Annotated in this window: 12 protein-coding genes and 1 tRNA gene; 7 read left to right on the forward strand and 6 right to left on the reverse strand. The window is 37.1% G+C overall.

Annotated features, from left to right (window positions below; translation table 11 throughout):
• Positions 1-133: 133 nt before the first annotated feature.
• Complete coding sequence (locus JOE44_RS12450) at positions 134-4,924, reverse strand: translocation/assembly module TamB (RefSeq protein WP_209785840.1); 4,791 nt, start codon at positions 4,922-4,924, stop codon at positions 134-136.
• Positions 4,925-4,928: 4 nt separating this feature from the next.
• Here JOE44_RS12450 and tsaD point away from each other — a divergent pair, with 4 nt between their 5' ends.
• From tsaD to JOE44_RS12465, 3 genes are read left to right on the forward strand one after another with little or no spacing between them, the layout of a single operon-like run.
• Positions 4,929-5,945, forward strand: a complete 1,017-nt coding sequence (gene tsaD, locus JOE44_RS12455; protein WP_105684531.1) for a tRNA (adenosine(37)-N6)-threonylcarbamoyltransferase complex transferase subunit TsaD — start codon at positions 4,929-4,931, stop codon at positions 5,943-5,945.
• Complete coding sequence (locus JOE44_RS12460) at positions 5,942-6,337, forward strand: hypothetical protein (RefSeq protein WP_209785841.1); 396 nt, start codon at positions 5,942-5,944, stop codon at positions 6,335-6,337. Before tsaD ends, JOE44_RS12460 begins: the two co-directional genes overlap by 4 nt.
• Complete coding sequence (locus tag JOE44_RS12465; protein WP_209785842.1) at positions 6,334-7,029, forward strand: RsmE family RNA methyltransferase; 696 nt, start codon at positions 6,334-6,336, stop codon at positions 7,027-7,029. Before JOE44_RS12460 ends, JOE44_RS12465 begins: the two co-directional genes overlap by 4 nt.
• A 49-nt stretch (positions 7,030-7,078) precedes the next feature.
• Here the strand turns inward: JOE44_RS12465 and JOE44_RS12470 are convergent, their stop codons facing one another.
• Positions 7,079-7,759 carry an RNA methyltransferase gene (locus tag JOE44_RS12470; protein WP_209789193.1) on the reverse strand — a complete coding sequence of 227 codons (681 nt, stop codon included), beginning with the start codon at positions 7,757-7,759 and terminating at the stop codon, positions 7,079-7,081.
• A 162-nt stretch (positions 7,760-7,921) separates the two neighbouring features.
• Between JOE44_RS12470 and JOE44_RS12475 the strand changes: the two genes are divergently transcribed.
• The 3 genes from JOE44_RS12475 to JOE44_RS12485 all read left to right on the forward strand — a co-directional run bounded on the left by JOE44_RS12475 (position 7,922) and on the right by JOE44_RS12485 (position 9,681).
• Entirely contained in the window at positions 7,922-8,938 is a 1,017-nt protein-coding gene (locus JOE44_RS12475) for an asparaginase (protein ID WP_105684535.1), read from the forward strand.
• A 55-nt stretch (positions 8,939-8,993) separates the two neighbouring features.
• A tRNA-Ser gene (locus tag JOE44_RS12480) sits at positions 8,994-9,080 on the forward strand.
• 187 nt (positions 9,081-9,267) lie between these two features.
• Positions 9,268-9,681 (forward strand): hypothetical protein, encoded by a 414-nt coding sequence (locus JOE44_RS12485; protein ID WP_209785843.1) that lies wholly within the window; start codon positions 9,268-9,270, stop codon positions 9,679-9,681.
• Positions 9,682-9,794: 113 nt separating this feature from the next.
• Here the strand turns inward: JOE44_RS12485 and JOE44_RS12490 are convergent, their stop codons facing one another.
• Together JOE44_RS12490 and JOE44_RS12495 are read right to left on the reverse strand one after the other, a co-directional pair.
• On the reverse strand, positions 9,795-10,529 hold the full coding sequence (locus JOE44_RS12490; protein ID WP_209785844.1) for a hypothetical protein: 735 nt from the start codon (positions 10,527-10,529) through the stop codon (positions 9,795-9,797).
• Between the two features lie 382 nt (positions 10,530-10,911).
• Positions 10,912-11,646, reverse strand: coding sequence for a hypothetical protein (locus JOE44_RS12495; protein ID WP_209785845.1), 735 nt, complete (start codon positions 11,644-11,646; stop codon positions 10,912-10,914).
• 491 nt (positions 11,647-12,137) lie between these two features.
• Between JOE44_RS12495 and JOE44_RS12500 the strand changes: the two genes are divergently transcribed.
• The gene (locus tag JOE44_RS12500; protein ID WP_209785846.1) at positions 12,138-12,929 is read left to right on the forward strand and encodes a DUF2490 domain-containing protein; all 792 of its coding nucleotides are present in this window, start codon (positions 12,138-12,140) and stop codon (positions 12,927-12,929) included.
• A 120-nt stretch (positions 12,930-13,049) separates the two neighbouring features.
• Here JOE44_RS12500 and JOE44_RS12505 read toward each other — a convergent pair whose 3' ends face one another.
• Together JOE44_RS12505 and JOE44_RS12510 are read right to left on the reverse strand one after the other, a co-directional pair.
• Positions 13,050-13,745, reverse strand: coding sequence for a hypothetical protein (locus JOE44_RS12505; protein ID WP_209785847.1), 696 nt, complete (start codon positions 13,743-13,745; stop codon positions 13,050-13,052).
• Positions 13,746-14,106: 361 nt separating this feature from the next.
• A complete protein-coding gene (locus JOE44_RS12510) occupies positions 14,107-15,639 on the reverse strand; it encodes a M20/M25/M40 family metallo-hydrolase (protein ID WP_209785848.1) in 1,533 nt (510 codons plus the stop codon).
• Between the last annotated feature and the right edge of the window lie 168 nt (positions 15,640-15,807).

A 15,807-nucleotide genomic window follows, 5' to 3' on the forward strand; every position in this document is an offset into this window, starting at 1 on the left:
TTAGTTAAATTACAATTTCTTTAAAAAATCTATGTATTTTTTGCAAATTTACGAAAAATAATTTAACTAAAAAATATATATCAAATATTAACAATAATTAACACAGATGATAAAAATCATTAAAATATTCTAATTATTTAGCATTTGATTTTATAGAATCTGTTTTTATTTCACCTTTTGCGTCTGAAGTTTTTTTGTCTTTTTTCTTCTTTTTAAACAAAGAATTGAAGCTTTTACTCCACACTACCCCTCCTCCATAGGCTTGATTAGCAGAACCGTTTGTACTCACCATTCCGATGTTTGTAGGCTTGGAATAAGCGCGTATAACTAAAGAACCATCATTTTTCTTAGACAAATCATATTCTACAGACCCTTCGGTGGATAGATAATTGTTTTGGGCACCATCTGTTTTTGATAAAGGAATACCTAGCCCGGTCTTGATATTAACTCTTGGGGAAAGGGCTACACTTACTCCTGCATTGGCCCTGTCTCCAAAATTGGAGTTCTGGTCTCCTTTTACATAATTAAGGTCGATCTGGAATTCATTACTCATGGTATTAAGAACAGATCCCAGCTGTTTCAGAAGCATATTATATCCCGAAGATTCCGCAACATTTCCTACGTTCACATCAAATCCACCAGAGTTCGAGACGTTGAAGGTACTCAATAGGAGTACAGATCCGAACTGAAGAACTTTTTCTCCTTCCTGGCTCATTTTCGCAGCTAAGGTCTCTCTTACCTGACTGGATACATCCATTGCCGTCACATTAAGATCAATCTGAGGATCTACCAACGACTGGGTAATATGGGCCTGCAGCAAGATACTGATAGGCTGTAGTTTCCCCATACTAAGATATTCTCCGGCATTGGAAACCATTCTTATATAATTGGCATTAATATCTAATGCAGGCTTCATAGCATCCCCATCCCATCTGATGCTGCTGTTTCTTTCAATCTGGAATGTTTTGTTAAGGATGGCTTTAGAAACAAATGTTCCGTTATCCACTTTATAGGTGCCGCTCATGGCAATATTCCCCTGTCTGTTCATGTGAAACCTCAAAGGATCAGCTGATCCTTTTACGGTAATATTACCTACATCATCTCCTACCAATACATTCACAGTAGTTCCTTTATCTACAGCCAGATTGAAATCAATATTCATGTTGGCCCCAGTTTTTTTCTTCTCTTCCAGTGTAATCAGACCGTCTTTCCCTTCTTTCAGGAACCTCAGCATTTTAAATTCTTCAACATTGGAAGTAGAACTGGAGTTAAAGGTAAAGGTACTTCCATTAAGAGCCTTCATATTAGGAGTCGTTATACTCAATCCTGAAACAGGTCCGTCTACGTACAGATCTCCCTGTCCATACACTCTTCCCCAGAACAGGTCAAAATCTTTTTGTGTGGTATTCAGCATCAATAGGTTATCCGCTCTCATTACGAGAGATACCCCCATTGAAGAAAGGGTTTCAAACTGGATTGCACCGGAAATATTCCCTTTAGAATTGGTTCTTCCGTCGTGTACTTCAATATTATTGAGAATCGCAAGTCCTTTGGTCAGCTGAATTACTGTATCATCAAATGAATAATCTACCCCGGTAAACAGAAGTTTCAATCCAAAATCTTTTAATGCAATATCTCCACTATAATCAAGGTTGCTCAGCTTTCCGTTAATTTTAAGATCTCCTGTCGCTTTCCCACGTAAATTTCCGAAAATAGTCTGCACAAACTGCTGCGTAAATGAAAGATCAAAATCACGCATTTCTGCTGTAAGATCAATGATCGGAGAAGAAGTATTATTATTAACGGTTCCTGTAAGATTAAGACTGTTATTTCCCAGTACTCCTGCAGAATGAACTTTTACATCAATATCATACACATTCAGTGAGAACCCATTGGTAGCAGAGATAGAGATATCTCCCATATCATTGCCATTCATCTTGATATCATCAATATTAAGATCTACCAGTGGCTGAAGGGTACTTTTATCCATTTTGATCTTAACACTTCCGTTGGCAAGACCTTTAATATCCATTGTATTTCCTCCGGACTGCATATCCAGAAGCTTTTCTACAGCAAAATCATTGATATCAGCGTCTACATAAAAATCTTTTGCGGATTTAAATTGTGCTTCTTTAATAAACAAAGCACTCTTATCAGAATACACTCTTAAATTCCGGATATCAAAATCTCCTGTTTTCTTCCTGTAAGTAATGGAATGATTCAGTTCAGGACTTGTATCTATAGCCCAGGTAACTTCATTGAATTTCACTTCCGTAGGTTCAAACCTGAATACATAATCACCTGCAGCATCGGTAGACTGATCTACGTTAATGGCATATTCTTTAAGCTTTTCATTCAATTCATCATCAGGACTTCCATGTTTGAATACAGTTGCTAAATGAAGGGTATTCCCATTCTCATTATTTCCTTTAAGCTCAAAATCTTTGATCACATTTTTATTATAGAGGACTCTGTTGATCTTAGCATACAATTGCTGATTAAGATCTGCCGTGTTAATTCTCACCTTAACACTATCCACCATAGCACTGTCTCTGTTGATATTCTTCCTGTCATTCACTTTGTAATCAGGACTGGAAGCAGCCAGTGCATTATCGGCATCTGTAATTTCTTCCTCCTTCGTCATCATATATTTTAAAGAAGCTGCATCAAGATTCAGGATCAGGTTATTTGAGTTTCCGTCATATTCGCCTTCCACAAGAGCTCCCTGTGGCAATCTCAATTCAGGTAGGAAATAATTAACCAATCCTTGCTGAACATCAAATTTCAGCGCAAAATTCTGTCCACGGTATAATTTTCTTGGCGGTGGCCCCACTAATATTTTCCCTAGTCCGTTTTCTACCATTCCGGCAAGATCTGCAAGACTATATTTTCCTGAAATTTTACCTGTAGCAGCTCCCGGAGCATCTACATCAATCACACGGCTGCCTGCTTCTATAAATGTTTTTAGCTTGGCATTCGGAATATTATATTTTTGGGTAGCTGTAGCAAAATAAAGATTATTAGCATTCACATCCAGCGTAAGGTCATTAATAGATGACATGGCCATCTTTCCATCCACCTGTCCACTGACTACCTGAGTACCAGGTTTATTGGTGAAATAATTCATATTCAGGTACGTGACATCTGCGTTCACGTCCATTGCTATTCTTGGAGTACTGAAATCTATTAATCCTTTGATGGTAGCTTTCGCCTGTTCATCATTAACAGTAATCAGTCCGTTATATTTTTTATGATCCAATAATCCGTCCAGATACAGATTATTGATCGTTTTATCCATAATTTCAATACTTGCAATCTGGGATTTCGTTGTCAGACGCATGGTATTCACATCAAAGCTTTGCCCGTTAAGATCAAATTTACCGGAAATCAAACCTACCGTTTTATTCTTTGTGATCACAGAGGTATTAAGATCTTTCACGTCAAGATACCCGGAATATTTTGGCATGGCAGTACTGTACCCCGTTAAGGTAAGTTTGGAAATTTTCGCCTGCCCAATTCCGGTCATTAAGTTTCCACTGTCTACATAGATCTGATCAGGATTTACTTTTGCCGTTCCATTGTATTTCAGTTTTCCAAAATCATCGGCAAAATTTTTCATCTTTTTGGAGATAAAAGAAGGCATCATTGCTTTTAAATCCTTGTAAGTAAAATCCGTGGAAAGTTCTTTCGTTTCAATAGCAAAATGTCCTTTCAGCAGGTTATCAACCTTCATTGTTTTGGTAGCAATATTGACATCAGGATTTCTGATCAGGAAGTTTTCCAGATGAAATTTGTTTAAAGGTCCTGTCATTATCCCCGAAAGATTGAACGGTTTGATATTATCCCAATTGGTTACAAAATAACTGATATCATAACCACTTAACTGACTTCCCTGTTTGATATTCATATCCCATCGTACCCTGTCAGCAAAATCTGCCCAGGATCCGTCGTGAAGGTTGAATTTAATATCTCCCTGAAGTAAAGTATGATCTGTATTAAGGGTAAGATCTTTTAATGATAAAAACTGCTTCGTTAAAGACAGTTCGGTTGAAAATGTATCTACGATATGGGCTTTTCCCCATCTTGAAGTTACAAAAGACATATTATTAATCAATGCCGAAACATTCGGGCCATTGACTTTTACATTCGGGGCTTTTAAGTTGAATTTTGTAGCAGTAAGCCATTTTCCCTGTTCACCGGGAGAATTTTCATTAACAATAGAAACTTTGGAATCAATAATCTGGATTCTGGAATTCAGCTGAAAAGGAGGTTTTTTCGGATCTCTTTTCTTTCCGTTATCAAAAAGGTCTACGAATCTTACAAAATTGGAAATACTGTCGCCTTTATAAGTAATTACCTTCACATCGGCATTAACAAGAGCAAGAGAATTGAAACTTAAAGAATTGCTGCTTCCTGAAATGGCATTTACTGCCAGAGATATCCAGTCGGAATCTGCACGAAACTCACGGGCTGTGATAAAATTAAAACCTTTGTAATCTTTTACCTTTAACCCTTTTATGGTTACATCTCCGAAATAGTTTACATCTACACTTTCAGTAGAAAAATCGGATTTAAAATCATTATTAACCAGTTTCAATGCTTGATCAGCTGCCCATTTCTTTGTCACAGGAAGATTGATCGCAATCAGTACTCCTCCAACGAGAACAATGCCCAGCCAAAAGAGAATCAAGAGCAGTTTTGCCCACCAGGTATAGCTGGTAACATCTTTCACAGCCTGCTTCCCAAACTCTTCAGCGGTTTCCACAGGATGATGCAGGGCATCTGAAGCCAGCTCAGATGCTTCCTTCACTGTCTCCCGAACTTTTCCCTCTACATTTTCGACAGTTTTCTGTACCTGATCACCTAGGTTTTCAGCTACTGATTTTTTATTCTCATTCTCGTTATTATTCTCTAACTTTGCCATTATTATGAGCGACTCTATAATTTTAGGTATTGAATCGTCCTGCGACGACACCTCAGCAGCTATCATCAAGGGAAATTCTATTCTTTCAAACATTGCCGCGAATCAGGCCATCCACAAAGAATATGGTGGTGTTGTTCCTGAATTGGCTTCACGGGCCCATCAGCAAAATATTATCCCCGTTGTTGAAAAATCTTTTTCCAAAGCAAATATACAACAAAATGCTATCTCAGCTATAGGATTTACACGCGGACCCGGACTTTTAGGATCTCTTCTTGTAGGAACATCATTTGCTAAGTCTTTGGCTATGAGCTTAAACGTTCCATTAATTGAAGTAAATCACCTTCAAGCCCACATTTTGGCCCATTTCATCGAAGATGCAAATCCTGTGCCGCCTGCCTTTCCTTTCTTATGTCTTACCGTAAGTGGCGGACATACCATGATTGTATTGGTGAAAGACTATTTCGACATGGAAATCATTGGAAAAACCATCGATGATGCCGCAGGAGAAGCTTTTGATAAAATAGGAAAAATCTTTGACCTTGATTACCCGGCAGGGCCTATCATCGACAGACTTGCCAAGGAGGGAAATCCTGATGCTTTTAAATTCAACAAACCAAAGCTGGAGAATTACGATTATTCTTTCAGCGGAATTAAAACTTCTGTGTTATACTTCATCCAGAAAGAAGTCAGAAAAAATCCGGATTTCATTAAAGAAAATCTGAATGACCTTTGTGCTTCCGTACAGAAATCTATTATTGAAATCTTAATGAATAAGCTTGAAAAAGCGGCCAAAGATCTTAAGGTGAATGAAGTGGCCATTGCAGGCGGTGTTTCTGCCAATTCTGCTCTGAGAAAAACAATGGAAGACAATAAAGAAAGACTGGGCTGGAATATCTACATTCCCAAATTTGAATATACAACAGACAATGCTGCTATGATTGCCATGGTAGCGAAGTTGAAATTTGAACGTGGAGAATTTACAGATTTAAGGACTTCTGCAACGGCAAAATACGATTTATGAAAATACTCTTAGAAGAAAAAGTACTGGGAACACATTCTAAAAAGAATTCGAAATATTACTGGATACTGGAAACAATTACAGGAAAAAATGACAACCCGGAGAATTCTTTAGATGATTTCCCATCAAGTTCTGAGACGGGATATATTCAGGACATAAAAGATGAAGTTTTAAAATTAATCAATTCTGAACATCTTTTCAGTTTCCCATACACTCCAAAGGAAGGAGATTATTTATCAATCAAAAACAATTTGAGAAAACAGGAATACCTGAATTTGATTTTCATTAATAATACCTGGATTGAAGAAATATACATGTGTTCTTACCGGGAATGTGATACAGATATTTATACAACCATCAAAACAGGAGTTGCCTTTATAAGTCAGGATATATGAAATTATTTTACGGAGAAATAACGGATCAAAAAGTTGTCATCAATGATGATGAACAGCAGCATATCGTGAAAGTTCTGCGAATGAGGGATGGCGAAGATATTCATGTGACAGACGGAAAAGGAAAGCTGGCATCCGGAAAACTGATTATAGAAGGGAAGAAAGCTGGTATTGAAGTTTCTGAGATCAAAGAAAACCTGCCAGAATTCAATCCTAAACTTCATATTGCGATTGCGCCTACTAAAAATATTGACCGAATTGAATTCTTTGTGGAAAAAGCCGTGGAGATGGGGACTTCAGAAATAAGCATTATCATCACAGAGAAAACAGAACGTAAAAACATCAATATTGATAAAATCAGAAAACAGGCTATTGCCGCATCAAAGCAAAGTTTGAGATTCCATTTTCCGGTGATTAATGACGCGGTAAAACTTACTGACTTTCTGAAAAACACTGATCCGGAACATACTTTTGTAGCCCACTGCCATGAAAATCTGGAAAGAATAGATCTTAAAAATATTCCTCAGCTGGAACAGCTTACCTTTCTCATAGGTCCGGAAGGCGATTTTTCTGAAAAGGAGATTGCATTTCTGGCAGAAAATAAAGTAAAGGCAGTATCCCTTGGAAACCAAAGACTCAGAACAGAAACTGCCGGAGTTTTTGTCGCCGCATGGAATTATTATAATATGATATAAATAACAAAAAGAGAAGCTTAAAAACTTCTCTTTTTTTATTTCCGATTCATTATTTCCAGTCAATATTATTCTCTCTCAGATATTTTTCAAAAATCTGCTGCCCGCTTCTCATAGAATTTACAGCCCAAAGGATTTTCATCCTTAAAAGCTTTTCTTCATTTAATTTATAATCAATATCAGATTTTATCAGCTTTTGTTTCAGTTCATACATACAAATTGAAGCCGCTACAGAAACATTAAAACTTCTTGTAAATCCATACATCGGAATAGCCAGTGTTTCATCCGCAAAATCTAAAATTTCCTGGGAAACACCTTCCATCTCCGTTCCAAAAACCAAAGCAATGGGTTCTGTAATTTCATATTCAGGAAGCATTTTAGCATTGTTTTCCAGCGAAACCACTACAATTTTATATCCTCTGTCTTTAATACTCTGAAAGGATTCCATATTTCTGGGAAGTTTTTCAACCTCAACCCATGTATCCGCCCCTTTGGTTACGCGAAGATTCGGTTCAAAACTATATTCTTCCTGCAAAGCCACCACTTTATGAAAGCCACAAGCCTCTACAGAGCGTACAATAGCAGCTGCATTTCTAAACTGATAGACATCTTCTACTACCGGAAGCACAAAGTCTGAACTCTCCTGAGAGAAATGTTCAATTTTTGCCAATCTTTCTTCGGTTAAAAACTGTTTTAAATATTCATAAGTCTGTGCTAAATCACTCATCTGCATTTCGTTATTTATTTCAATAGCCTGATGAAATTCCCATGATAATCCTCTTATTTTCATAAAATTTTACCCTAAGCGTTTCATTCATTTTCAAATCTTTGCAAATTAACGTAATTTTGACCTATGAACCCTCATCGGGCTCCAATTCTTAATTAAAATTAGTACATGAAGCGAAAAGTCCTGCTCATCTATACCGGTGGAACCATCGGAATGGAAAAAGATTATGAAACCGGAAGTCTCCGTGCCTTTGATTTTGGAAATATATTTGAAAAGATGCCTGAAATGAGACTCATGGAATGTGAAGTCTTTGTTCATCCTTTTGCCAAACCACTGGATTCTTCGGATATGGGACCTGAAGAATGGAGAGTAATCGCCAATTATATTCACAAAAATTATGATGATTATGACGGTTTCCTGATTCTTCACGGAACAGACACCATGTCTTACACCGCATCAGCATTAAGCTTCATGCTAAAAGGATTAAGAAAACCGGTCATCATGACGGGTTCTCAGCTTCCCATTGGTGACCTGAGAACGGATGCCAAGGAAAATCTTCTGACAAGCCTTTATTACGCAAGCCTTTATGAAAATGATGAAGCAGTGATTCAGGAGGTTGCCATTTATTTTGAATACAAATTATTAAGAGGAAACAGAACATTGAAATATTCTGCAGAGTATTTTGATGCCTATTCAAGTCCGAATTACCCAATCCTTGGACAGTCCGGAGTTCATTTAAATATTCTTAAAGACAACTTATTCCGTTGTGACCCGAAAGTAGAATTTCATGTGGATGAACATATTTCTGAAGATATTTTATTCTGGAGAATTTTTCCGGGAATGCATCTGAGCCACTTCAGAGAAATCCCTAAAATGAAGGTTCTTATTCTTCAGGTTTTCGGCTCAGGAACTATTTTCAGCAGTGCAAAAACCCAGGAAACGCTTCAGGAAATCAGAGATAACGGAACGGAAATTGTGGTGGTAAGCCAGTGTATTTCAGGAGGCATCTCATTTGGAAAATATGAAAACAGTAATATCTTCTCCAGAATCGGAGCCATCAGCGGAAGGGATATGACGGCAGAAACAGCCATTACCAAAGCCATGCATCTTATTGATAACCCAAGCTACACCGGAAGCTTTGCCGATAATTTCACCAGAAGCCTTTGTGGAGAAATTACAGATTAATTTGTAAGAATAATTTGGATATTCCAGAAAATACACTATTTTTGCAATCTCAAAAAGAAAGGTGTCCGAGTGGTTGAAGGAGCTACCCTGGAAAGGTAGTATACGGGTAACTGTATCGAGGGTTCGAATCCCTTCCTTTCTGCAAGAAATTAAAGCCTGTGCTAATGATTAGCACAGGCTTTTTTGTAATTCATATTCTATGATTATTTACCTATATTCACGATAGGTATTTCTACCCAGTCTGATAATTGGTCATTTATACGTTACCTTATGTGCTTTGCCCTTCGTTACTTTGAAGTATAATCTAATCACCTAAAAACCAAACTAATATGACATCAACAAGTGTAAATGCAAATTCTTCCGGTCAGGTAATACTTGGAAACGGAGCACAGTTCTGGGTATATCTTTCCCCACAAAATGACACCTCTAAAATGATCTCTACATGGCGAGTAACTTTTTCCCAGGGAAACTGGAGCGATACCATTTCCAGTGAAAATCCTACCCAACAGATCCAGACTCCTCATCTTTCCGGAATCTTTGAAATCAAGGTAGAATTATTAAGCGGATCTACCGGTACATGGCGTCAGATTCCTCCTCAACAAGGGAGTCATAATGAAATAGGCTGCAATTCCAACTGTGCTTCTATGGTAGGAATTGTTGCAGACAGTATAAATCCTCCTATCGGAGCTATTAATGCCCATTTCTGGACAACATGGGATGCTATGTGTAAAACAGGAGTATAACCTCAAGAGCCTTAACAAATTTATACCATTCTATTACTGCAGTATTTGCGGCTGGCAGATGAAACCCATTATTTGCCAGCCGCAAAAGATACTGTAGTATTTATTAATAAAATCTAGTTTTTCTCATATACATAAATATGTACATTTCCTGGTAAAAAAAACAGGTCACTCGTTCCATTCGGGCCTACATGAGCTAATCTTTTGGCATATATTCCTACATTAAAATTCCCGACAGGTACATTTCTAAAGACAAAAGATCTGAAATTACCTTGTCTGGCATTAGAAAAATTACTTCCATCTAATGCTAGAACTCCAGAATCAATAACACCAAATTCTCCCGATGGAATTACGATATTGGCCAAAAAGGAATAGGATATTGAAGATGTAGAGGAAAACACAGTACAATAACTATCTATATCAATATATACTACCACAATATTATTGGGGTTACTTACCGTTATTCCACTTTTAACACCCAGTACAAGAGAAGCGCCATTTTCATTACTTACATTCATTAGAACTTGATTCGTTACAAGTTCATTAAATGACCTCAATGTACTGCTGGGTCCTACTATATCTCCCAGATTTTTCCAGACCGCCGGGTTTCCGGTACCCTGTGACACTAAAATCTGATTACTGAGTCCGGATGATCCGGCTGTACTTGCAGTCCCTCCAAGGTTAATTTCCCTAGTCACCTGAAGTGATCCGTTAACATGCAGCGTCTTTTGAGGGGTTGGTGTGCTAATCCCAACATTACCAGCCTGCGAAAAGGCCGACCCGGAACAAAGCGTCAAACCTATCAACAGTAAATGTCTGATATTTCTGTAAGTAAATTTTTTTTCTTTCATCGTAAATCTTGTTAGAAGGTTAATATTCGATATTACCTTACAAAATTAATCATGACCCTTAGTTTTATTATAAAATTACATACATCTGATATACAGCATAATAAAATTTACATACACCTCATGTACATCATTTTAAAAAACATCAACTTAAAAACATCAAATGAAGCAAACAATACCACAATATCATCCATTATATGGCTTTATCACAACCCAAAAGACTATATACCATTTTTTATTTCATCATATCCTGAGTTTATTTTTTTCTAATATGGGAGTGAGTGACATTCATAAAGTATGGGAAGATTTTCAGTTAAGAAACACCACCAGGAGATACATTTACTATTTTTCAAAATACATCTATATCTTTCAATATTTTAGAATATTAGTTAGACTCATACAAATAAACATGTATATTTCCAGGTATAAACTCTAAATTCTTACTTGCATTTGGTCCTGCAGAATTTTGTCTATTACCAAAAAGATTAACATTGTAAGTCCCTACCGGCAGATTTTTGTATACAAATGATTTAAAATTAGGATTTCTACTATCAGCAAAAAGCGTTCCACTTAATATTAAAAGCTGGGAACTTTGCACGGATATTTCCGTAGCACCTTGTGTTATACTCGTTTTAAGAAAATAAGCTATAGCAGATTGATCGTAAAGCTGATAAGAGTAGGCATCTACATCCAAGTAAACAACAACAGTATTAACTGGTTTAGAGATGGTCACCCCAGCCACTGTTCCTAAAAGGACACTTACATTAACTTGACTTGAAGTCAAATAATTGTAAGTGGTTACAGCATCCTTAAATAATTTCAACGTATAAGTGTTAGATGGTATTAAATCACTCACATTCTTCCATATGACTGGATTTCCTGCTCCTTGAGATACCAAAACCTGATTAGTGAGTCCGGGTGATCCGGCTGTGCTAGCTGTACCTCCCAGATTAAATTCATTGGTCACCTGAAGTGATCCGTTAACATGCAGCGTCTTTTGAGGGGTTGGTGTATTAATTCCAACATTACCAGCCTGCGAAAAGGCAAATCCGGAACAAAACGTTAAACCTATCGACAATAAATGTCTGATACTTTTGTAAGTAAATTTTTTTTCTTTCATGGTAAATCTTGTTAGAAGGTTAATATTCTATATTACCTTACAAAATTAATCATGACCCTTAGTTTCATTATAAAACTACATACATCTGATATACAGCATAATAAAATTTACATACATCTCATATACATCATTTTTAAAAAAATCAACTTAAAAATACCAAGTAAAGCAAACAATACCACAATTCATCCGTTATACGATTTTATCTCAACTTCAATAGCCATATAACATTCTTTCTTTCAACTTATTCTGATTGTATTTTTTTCTAATATGGGCTTTCCTTTACTTCATTCCCAAATCTATCCTAAATCAAGTGTTTATTTTGTCTTGTTTTTAAACAGTATTACAAGATTTTGAATAAACATCCTATGAATAAAGCCTCTAATTTTGTGACCACGAAGTATTCTCTCTGCGTATCAACGGTATTCATTTCCATCTTATGGTTTCGCAGTCATTTGAAATTAACAGGAAAACAGTTATCCACACTATTGAGCATGAAGAAATTTTTTGCAGGATTATTTTTATTGGGATGTATAGGAACATCGGTTAAAGCACAGATCAGTCCACCTGGACTGGGAGATGCCAACAATGCATTCTGGGGAGCTTTTGGAGTGAAGCAACAGCTTGATTCTCTGGGCAAGAAGCAGGCTTTGAGCTATGTTGCCATCGGGAGAAAAAGCAATCCGGATGATCATCATTTATTTTCAAAACAAGCGATCATTGTGTTGAATCATGAAGCCTACCATTCCTTTGCTCCCCACCAGCAGTATAGTTATGCTTTGAGCTACCGCAGGCAGCCCCAGTATGAAAGTACAGCCCCTTATGATAAAGAAAATACGGAACAGGAATTCAGAGTTTACGGAAGATATGCCTACACTTTTGATCTTGGAAAAAAATGGAAGCTAAAGAATACAGTACGACAGGAATTCAGAAAGTTTTATGACGCAGGCTTTCATAAAGTAGAAGAAGATTTTCAGTTGAGAACCCGTATTAAGAGTCAGCTTACCTATAATTTATCTCCTAAAAACAATCAGAAGCTGGCTTTGAGTGCAGAAGCATTGTTTTCCATAAGCCATCTCAATGAGCCGGATGCTGAGTGGAGCTCATTTGGATATCGTGAAATGCGTATTGCCGCTTATTATATGTTTACGATTCCTAATTCTCCTTTTACCGTAGATATAGGATATATGGATGATCTGATCAGGGACAGCAGAAGTATTCATCACGGAGGTGTTCACTATCTGGCAGCAGACCTGATCTGGAATATTCCTTACAGAAAAAGATAACAAAAAGAGTCATCCCACCTCTTCAGATACAAAATCCCAGTCATTACTGACTGGGATTTTTGATTGAAAAACATAAGTTTTTCCGCAATATAATTAAGTATGAATGTTTGGTGTAAAGTTTTAGTTGCACAACGTCAAAAACTGGCGGCTCATCTGTACGCTGAATTTTGCTTCTGCTCTTGAGCGTGCATAAATCGTATTTTTAAAAGCATGTACTGTTTTCAGTTTCTGGTCTATGAATTCTGCAATTTGCACCACAGAAAAAAGAAAATCTCTGTATACCGCCATATTCACGGTCTGACCATAATAGGGAAGATATGCCTTTAAAAAAGGAATTGCTTTCTGATGGCGGTTGTAGCTGATACAATACCCCACTCCTTCCATTGAGGTAATAATCGTATAGTTATTAATATAATCCTGAATATTTTTGCTGCCATCCAGTGCCTGAGCATTTTTTGAACAAAACTTATTGATCTTATCCAGAATATGCTGGGCATACTCCATCATGGAAATGTTTTTAAATTCAAAGACCTGGTTCATTCCGTTGGACGGTGAAGTTGCGTTTTCACAATCAATGCAGAAAGAAATCCCTATTTTTTCATGATAGGGAAAAAAGCAGTCTTTCACTTCAATGGAAGCATCCGGCTTCAGCCTGTTATCTCCAAAACTGTAATAGACATACGGACTGTAAAGATCTGCTAGGGCGTTCAGATAATCTGTTTCGCTGGTATTATGATATTCTTCAAACCATTTTTCAAGGGTATCGTAATAGTTGCTTTCAAAGTCGTTAAAGTTTAAGTAAAATGGCAATTCCATAGCTCTGTAATTTTGATATGACAAAGCTATATTCGTAAAGCGACAAAACTTGACGCAATATATTTTTTTGTGAAAAAGATTTGGGAGGTGGTTAAGTCAATGGTCAATTTTTGCTTCGCAAAGTCAATCGTCAATCATTATTAGCGCTAAGCTTCGCAAGGTTTATTAGCAACGTTTTATATTTTGTTCGCAAAGGCACTTCGTTCAGCCAGGACCTTAGTGTATACATTGCTGAGTGAAACGCCTCTGCGATCGAAAGAAATTAAACATCATAAAAAACTTTGCGAACGCTGCGTTTAATAATATGCGAACTTATATTAAAATTTACAATCGAAGCAAATTCATCAGTCACTATTGACATTTATTTGTCATAATTCTTCATCACATACTCAAAGTAGTGGATCATTTTCAGATAATTTTCAATGCTAAGGTACTCATTGGTACTGTGAATACTTTGCTGTTCAGCGCTGTTGATTTTAATAGGCATAAATCTGTAGACATTCTTGCTTACAATCTCATATTTGGCAGCATCCGTCCCTGCCATGGTAAGATAAGGGGTAACAATCGCTCCGGGATGAATTTCTTTAACTCCCGCTTCTATCATTTTAAAAGCTTTTGTATTGGTGGAAGAAATAGCCGAAGCTTCTCTTGTATTGTCAATTTCTTCTACCTCAACATCAAAGCCTTCAGTCGCTTTAGCAATATGGTCACGGACATCTTTTATGGAATTTCCGGGAAGCAGTCTGAAGTTCACCACAAATTCCACTTCAGGAGAAAGTACGTTGGTACCGTCACTTCCTTTCATCATGGTTAATGCAGTAGTTGTTCTTACCAAAGCATTGGTTGTATTGTTTTTGGTGAGCTGTGAAATCAATACAGGTTTTAACAGCCATTGATTAGCGAGTGCCATTCTTGTGGTAAAAGGCATTTCACCTCCAATATTATTAAAGAATTCTTTGATTAAGGGCGTGATAACAGGTTTCATCTGATGATCTTCCAGACGCTGCATGATAACCGCTGCTTTTCCAATGGCACTTTCCATAGGAGGCATTGAGGAATGCCCACCCAGTCCTTTTACTTTTATTTTTGCAGAAAGAAATCCTTTTTCTGCACAGCCTACCACAGCTACGTCAGTATCTATTCCTGCGACATTTCCTTTTCTCATAATCAGTCCGCCCTCGTCGTAAACGGCATCAAACTTCAATCCTTTCTTCTTAAAATAATCCGCAATCTGTATCGCTCCTTTTTGCCCGCCTACTTCTTCATCAAAACCAAAAGCCAGGTAAATATCACGTTGTGGAATCTGTTTATTTTTAATCATAGAATTCATGGATTCCATTAAGGAGAACAGCATTCCTTTCATATCTATGGCACCTCTTCCATAGATTCTTCCGTTGGCAACAGCACCTGAGAAAGGTGCAAAATCCCAGTCTTCCGCAACCTTTGAAACAGGCTCCAACGGTTTGTCATTGGGACGGAATATATTTTCTTCATTATTTTTAATGTCTGCATCTCCGGGAGGCACCACATCCATATGGGAAAGGAATAAAATAGGTTCCAACGCAGGATTGCTTCCTTTAAGCCTGAATACCAATCCATATTGGTTGACTTCAACATTTTCCGTATTCTGATATACTAATGGGTAAGAGGCTCTTAAATAGGTTTTGAACTGATCAAACGGTGCATAATCAAATTCTCCCAAACTGCCTGTAGAAACGGTTGGAACTTTTATTCCTCCGGAAAGCCTCATGACTGAAGAATCATTTTTTACAGGTTTCCATCCATCACCTGTTCCGAGATTATTTTTCTTAAACGGGTAAGTATAGGTTTTGATCAATACAACAGCAGCCAAAACAACAATGATTCCCAAAAGGATTAAAAGAAATTTTTTCATAGCAGATAGTTTGTGAAGTGATTTTATTCTATAAATATAGCAAAGTATTTGGTCTTTAACAATTTTACCCAAGATACCTCCCTTCTGTGTGAAACTAAAAAGACCGTCTCTGAAGAAACGGTCCTGATCATGTCATCAAAAATTTATTCATCAATCCAGAATTATTAA

The sequence above is a fragment of the Chryseobacterium sp. PvR013 genome, assembly GCF_017833095.1.
In the GTDB taxonomy this organism is placed as follows: Bacteria; Bacteroidota; Bacteroidia; order Flavobacteriales; family Weeksellaceae; genus Chryseobacterium; species Chryseobacterium culicis_A.

Excerpts from the sequence above, each read along its gene's own strand:
- JOE44_RS12450 (WP_209785840.1), bottom strand. The coding sequence starts at position 4,924 with ATGGCAAAGTTAGAGAATAATAACGAGAATGAGAATAAAAAATCAGTA.
- tsaD (WP_105684531.1), top strand. The coding sequence starts at position 4,929 with ATGAGCGACTCTATAATTTTAGGTATTGAATCGTCCTGCGACGACACC.
- JOE44_RS12460 (WP_209785841.1), top strand. The coding sequence starts at position 5,942 with ATGAAAATACTCTTAGAAGAAAAAGTACTGGGAACACATTCTAAAAAG.
- JOE44_RS12465 (WP_209785842.1), top strand. The coding sequence starts at position 6,334 with ATGAAATTATTTTACGGAGAAATAACGGATCAAAAAGTTGTCATCAAT.
- JOE44_RS12470 (WP_209789193.1), bottom strand. The coding sequence starts at position 7,759 with ATGCAGATGAGTGATTTAGCACAGACTTATGAATATTTAAAACAGTTT.
- JOE44_RS12475 (WP_105684535.1), top strand. The coding sequence starts at position 7,922 with ATGAAGCGAAAAGTCCTGCTCATCTATACCGGTGGAACCATCGGAATG.
- JOE44_RS12485 (WP_209785843.1), top strand. The coding sequence starts at position 9,268 with ATGACATCAACAAGTGTAAATGCAAATTCTTCCGGTCAGGTAATACTT.
- JOE44_RS12490 (WP_209785844.1), bottom strand. The coding sequence starts at position 10,529 with ATGAAAGAAAAAAAATTTACTTACAGAAATATCAGACATTTACTGTTG.
- JOE44_RS12495 (WP_209785845.1), bottom strand. The coding sequence starts at position 11,646 with ATGAAAGAAAAAAAATTTACTTACAAAAGTATCAGACATTTATTGTCG.
- JOE44_RS12500 (WP_209785846.1), top strand. The coding sequence starts at position 12,138 with ATGAAGAAATTTTTTGCAGGATTATTTTTATTGGGATGTATAGGAACA.
- JOE44_RS12505 (WP_209785847.1), bottom strand. The coding sequence starts at position 13,745 with ATGGAATTGCCATTTTACTTAAACTTTAACGACTTTGAAAGCAACTAT.
- JOE44_RS12510 (WP_209785848.1), bottom strand. The coding sequence starts at position 15,639 with ATGAAAAAATTTCTTTTAATCCTTTTGGGAATCATTGTTGTTTTGGCT.